Source organism: Komagataeibacter kakiaceti JCM 25156, from assembly GCF_000613305.1.
The window spans coordinates 1-3,900 of record NZ_BAIO01000208.1 but is presented as its reverse complement, the minus strand read 5'-3'; the positions used below and the strand labels follow the sequence as shown (position 1 = coordinate 3,900).

3 protein-coding genes are annotated in these 3,900 nt (G+C 61.2%); all 3 read right to left on the bottom strand.

The window, feature by feature from the left end; all coding sequences use genetic code 11:
• Positions 1-97: 97 nt before the first annotated feature.
• Positions 98-1,012: a glycosyltransferase family protein gene (locus JCM25156_RS23530; protein ID WP_034959363.1), complete on the bottom strand. Its 915-nt coding sequence runs from the start codon at positions 1,010-1,012 to the stop codon at positions 98-100.
• Between the two features lie 172 nt (positions 1,013-1,184).
• On the bottom strand, positions 1,185-1,979 hold the full coding sequence (locus tag JCM25156_RS10735) for a glycosyltransferase family 2 protein (RefSeq protein WP_025813079.1): 795 nt from the start codon (positions 1,977-1,979) through the stop codon (positions 1,185-1,187).
• Positions 1,976-3,544, bottom strand: coding sequence for a CgeB family protein (locus JCM25156_RS10730; protein ID WP_025813078.1), 1,569 nt, complete (start codon positions 3,542-3,544; stop codon positions 1,976-1,978). Before JCM25156_RS10730 ends, JCM25156_RS10735 begins: the two co-directional genes overlap by 4 nt.
• Positions 3,545-3,900: the final 356 nt, after the last annotated feature.

The following is a 3,900-nucleotide window of genomic DNA, read 5'->3' as shown; positions in this document are numbered from 1 at the left end:
CGCGCCTTCGGCCGGGGTCGCGCCTACGGCGAAATCCTGAAGCCGTTTCGGGCGTAGCTTTTTCGTGGCCCCCGGACCCTGATTTCGGAACTCTCTTTCAGAGGTGCCGCATGCCGCCATAGCGGATGTTGAGCGTGGCCTGTCCGCCCCGCACGGTCGGTATGGTCATGGTGTGATGGAGTGCTTCACGTATCGCCTTTTGCGATGCCATATGCACGATACCGACCGGCGCGTGCGGAAAGAACAGGTTGGCCAGTTGTCCCGTCGCCTCATCCAGCAGCCAGGGGCCGATGTAGTTATGGCTGTTGTCCAGAAAGGTGACGGGTAAGCCATCAATATAGACCGCCAGGGCGATACAGAGCTGGTCCTGCGTAAACGCCATGCCCCGGCGTGGCAGGATGCACGCCTGCCACTTCCGCAGCACGGGCCAGATCGCGGCGTCACGATGCAGGCAGAACACACCCGCGTTGAGCAGCGGCTTGGCCCCGATCTGCCTGCGTATGCTGAACGGCAGGCGGGCGCGGGTCGCGTTCTTATATAAGAACGAACGGATCTGCATCCAGCCGGGACAGATCCAGCGCACCCCCAGCAGGTTGGCGATCTTCGCGCCAATTTCCGGCACGATGGCCAGCGTGCCTCCCGCTGCCGCCGCGAACATCTGTTCGATGGCGCGTCCGTCCTGCACCCACGCATCGGCGTCGATCCACAGGATCAGGTCAAAATCGGGCAACATCTGGTCCAGCCACAGCTTGCATATGTTGATTGCAAGGTTGGGGCGGCGCTTCAGGGCCGATGCCGGGGCGTAATCGGGAATGAACGGGGCCAGGATCAGAATGCCCCGGGCTTCGAGTTGCGCCAGTTGCCCGGCATCCATGCCGCAGTCGATCACCCCAATGGGGACGGAGTTGTGGTCACGGATGGAGGAGATCAGCTCCATGACCAGTTCGAAATAGGCATGGTCGCAGCCGGTTACGATAATCCGGCGGGCCGTGGTGGCGTCGGGCGATGTCATGCCCGACCTTACCGGCGTAAGGGATTGTTTGAAAAGCCTGCCTGTGAGGCCGCTGGTAAAGTGCAGGGAGGCTTCGGGGAACGCCGCCTTTTTGAAAAAAGGCGACACCCAGAAACTTTCATTATTCTGTCAGTCAAAATACAGACGGGTGGAATGGTCGTTCATTAGGTCTTCATGGCGGTGACGCGGGCCGGTTGCGCGCGCTGAGCGCGGGGTGACGGAACGCCATGATGGCGCGCAGCTTCTCATGCGCGGCCCATGCGTCATTGGTCGTGCGCGAATTGCCGTGAGTGCGGTAGCGGCACAGGATTTCCGGCACGTAGGCGACCTCCAGGCCGTGATCTATGAATTTGAGCCAGAAGTCATAATCTTCCCAGCCTTCGTCTATATGGCTGTAGCCATCCACCTTTTCCCATGCCTGCCGGCGGATCAGCGCCATCACATCCACATAGTTCTCCCGCGCCATCTGGGCGGGATCCCATATATCGGCCGAGCCGACGCGCTGCTCGTGGCCAAAATATTCAATCTGGCTGTACGTGGCGTCAAATCCCCCATCGCAGGCCGCCATGTGCAGCCGGCCGATGGCGCGGGGATAGATGGTGTTATCCGCGTCCATGACGAAGACAAAAGCGCCCGAAGCCTGCCTGAACGCGGTGTTGCGGGCTTCGGACGGTCCCTGGTTGCGGGTATGGACAATCAGGGTGCAGCGCCAGAAGCGTTCCCGGTTTGCTTCCATCCATGCGGTGATGCGGGCTACGGAATCGTCCCTGTCCGAACAGTCATCGACCACGATCAGTTCAAGGGCCGGATGGCTCTGGGCGGCGATGGAATCGAGCGCGTCCACAATATAGCGGGCATAGTTGAAATTGGTGACGCAGATGCTGACCAGTTCGGCCGTCTTCCTGCGGCGGCTTTTAAAGGTGAAGGCGGTGCGGCCGGTCGCCATCCAGGGCGCGGTGATGCTCATGCTTCGGGCGTGCTCCATACATGTGCGATGAACCCACGGATTTTCTCGCAATGCGCGTGGTTCCGGGCGGGTGTGCTGATCAGCTTCAGCGCGGCGCAGCGGATGGCCTCGGCTCTGGCCCGGCCATCGGGCGTGTGCAGCAGCCATTCGATCAGGTTGGGGATATGGCGGCCCGTTTCCTCAAGGAAGTGTACGTTGGGGCGAAAGACGGGGTGCGGCAGGCAGGGTTCGGACACCACGACGCTCCCGTTGGCCATGGCGCCCTTGACGATGCGGTGCCATTCAAAAAAACCGTAGTCATCGCGGTGGATGTTCAGTGTGATGCGTGAATGACCGGCGATATGCGCGGCAAGGCGGGAGAGGGGATTGTCACGCGGGCTGCTGTCGATGGGGTTCAGGAACTTGCGGTAATAAAGGTAATTGCGATACTGCGCGAAGAACGCGGCGTTGCGGGCGAAGAACTTCTCGCGATGGGCGGAGGTATTGCCAAAAAAGCTGATGTCGATCCGCCTGTCGGCAAAGGATGTGGCGGGATCGGGCCGGGCGCGGCACGCGGGCGGCAGGATGCGGACCATGGCATGGCGCATGTCGCCTTTTTCCAGATAGTCACGCGCGGGGCCGATGGTGGGGGTGAAGTGGATGGCGGGCAGCCCCGCCTGCCGGAAGCTTTCGGCCATCTGGTGGCAGATATCGATCACGCCCGCCGCCATGAGCATGAAGGGCAGGCCGCGTTCGAACCACAGCGTCTGGGGCTGTTCGGTATTGAACATGAGCGCGTCACGGATGATGTTGCCCGTGGCCCATAGCGGCCCGCGCCCCAGATGGAAGAATTCATGCGGCGCGACAAATATGCACAGATCCGGCCGGTTGGCGGGATTGGCGGTTTCATCCAGCAGGGCGCAGTTCAGCCCGGCATCCATCAGGCTGCGTTGCAGGTCGGCCGCGATTTCATGAATGAATACATTGCCGCCGGTATTGTAATAAACGCCAATACTCTCCGGCACCGGGCCGGTGGGAGAGATGTAATGGGCATCATCCAGCCCCGGGGCCGCGCATAAGGCCCCCAGCGTTTCGGATACGCGCATGGCGCCAAAAATGCGCCGCCCCTCCGGCACGCCATAAAGCAGGGCATGCTCGGCCATGTCGGTGGTCGCGCGGTCAATGTCACGGTTGATGTCGTGATAGGCGGCGGGATCGAAAAACGGCAACTGCTCCAGTGTTTTGACGCCAAGACTGAGATCTTCCAGATGGAAGCGGGTGAGCAGCCCGTGATGGGCGATATGACACCCCTCATGCGTTTGCAGGAAATGAACGAAGGGGTTGCGGTCCTTCGCCCCGGCTTCGGGGTGCTGGCTCACATACTGGGCGGGGCGGAAATTGCGGTTGGGCTGGCGGCCCTCGCGGCATCCATACCGGACATAATGCAGCAGCGGGTCGATTTCAGATCCGGCCACGTCCCTGTGGGTCGCGAGATAGAAATCGGCGTCAAACTGGCCTGACGCCTTGATGATCCTGAAATCCTGCTGTTCGGTGGGTGTCAGTGTAGGGAGCAGATCCGCGGACAATGTCTTTACCTTGGCTGGGACGGGTCTGAAAAAACGCTCGGGCTCGATGCGCGTGACGGAAGCGCGCAGTTATCCTGCTAGGGCACATCAATTAATATTTGATTATTCCGCCCGCCGGTTTTCGGCCCGCCCGACCACGCCCCTACGATCCGGCCGGGCGGAGGGGGGCATCATATTCCGCCATGATATTATCGACCCTAATTCATATGCAAAAGGGGTCCTATGGGGTCTCCCCTTATGGCGCGGGGTGCGGAATAGTGGGCGGGCATCAACCGGCGGGGGACGGAGCGTAAGTGGCCACACTGGAATGGGAGGGAAAACGCGCGGTCGCCGCCATGCTGGAGCGGATGCGCGCG

Bases quoted from the DNA above. Each gene is read 5' to 3' on its own strand.
- JCM25156_RS23530 (WP_034959363.1), bottom strand. From the start codon at position 1,012: ATGACATCGCCCGACGCCACCACGGCCCGCCGGATTATCGTAACCGGC.
- JCM25156_RS10735 (WP_025813079.1), bottom strand. From the start codon at position 1,979: ATGAGCATCACCGCGCCCTGGATGGCGACCGGCCGCACCGCCTTCACC.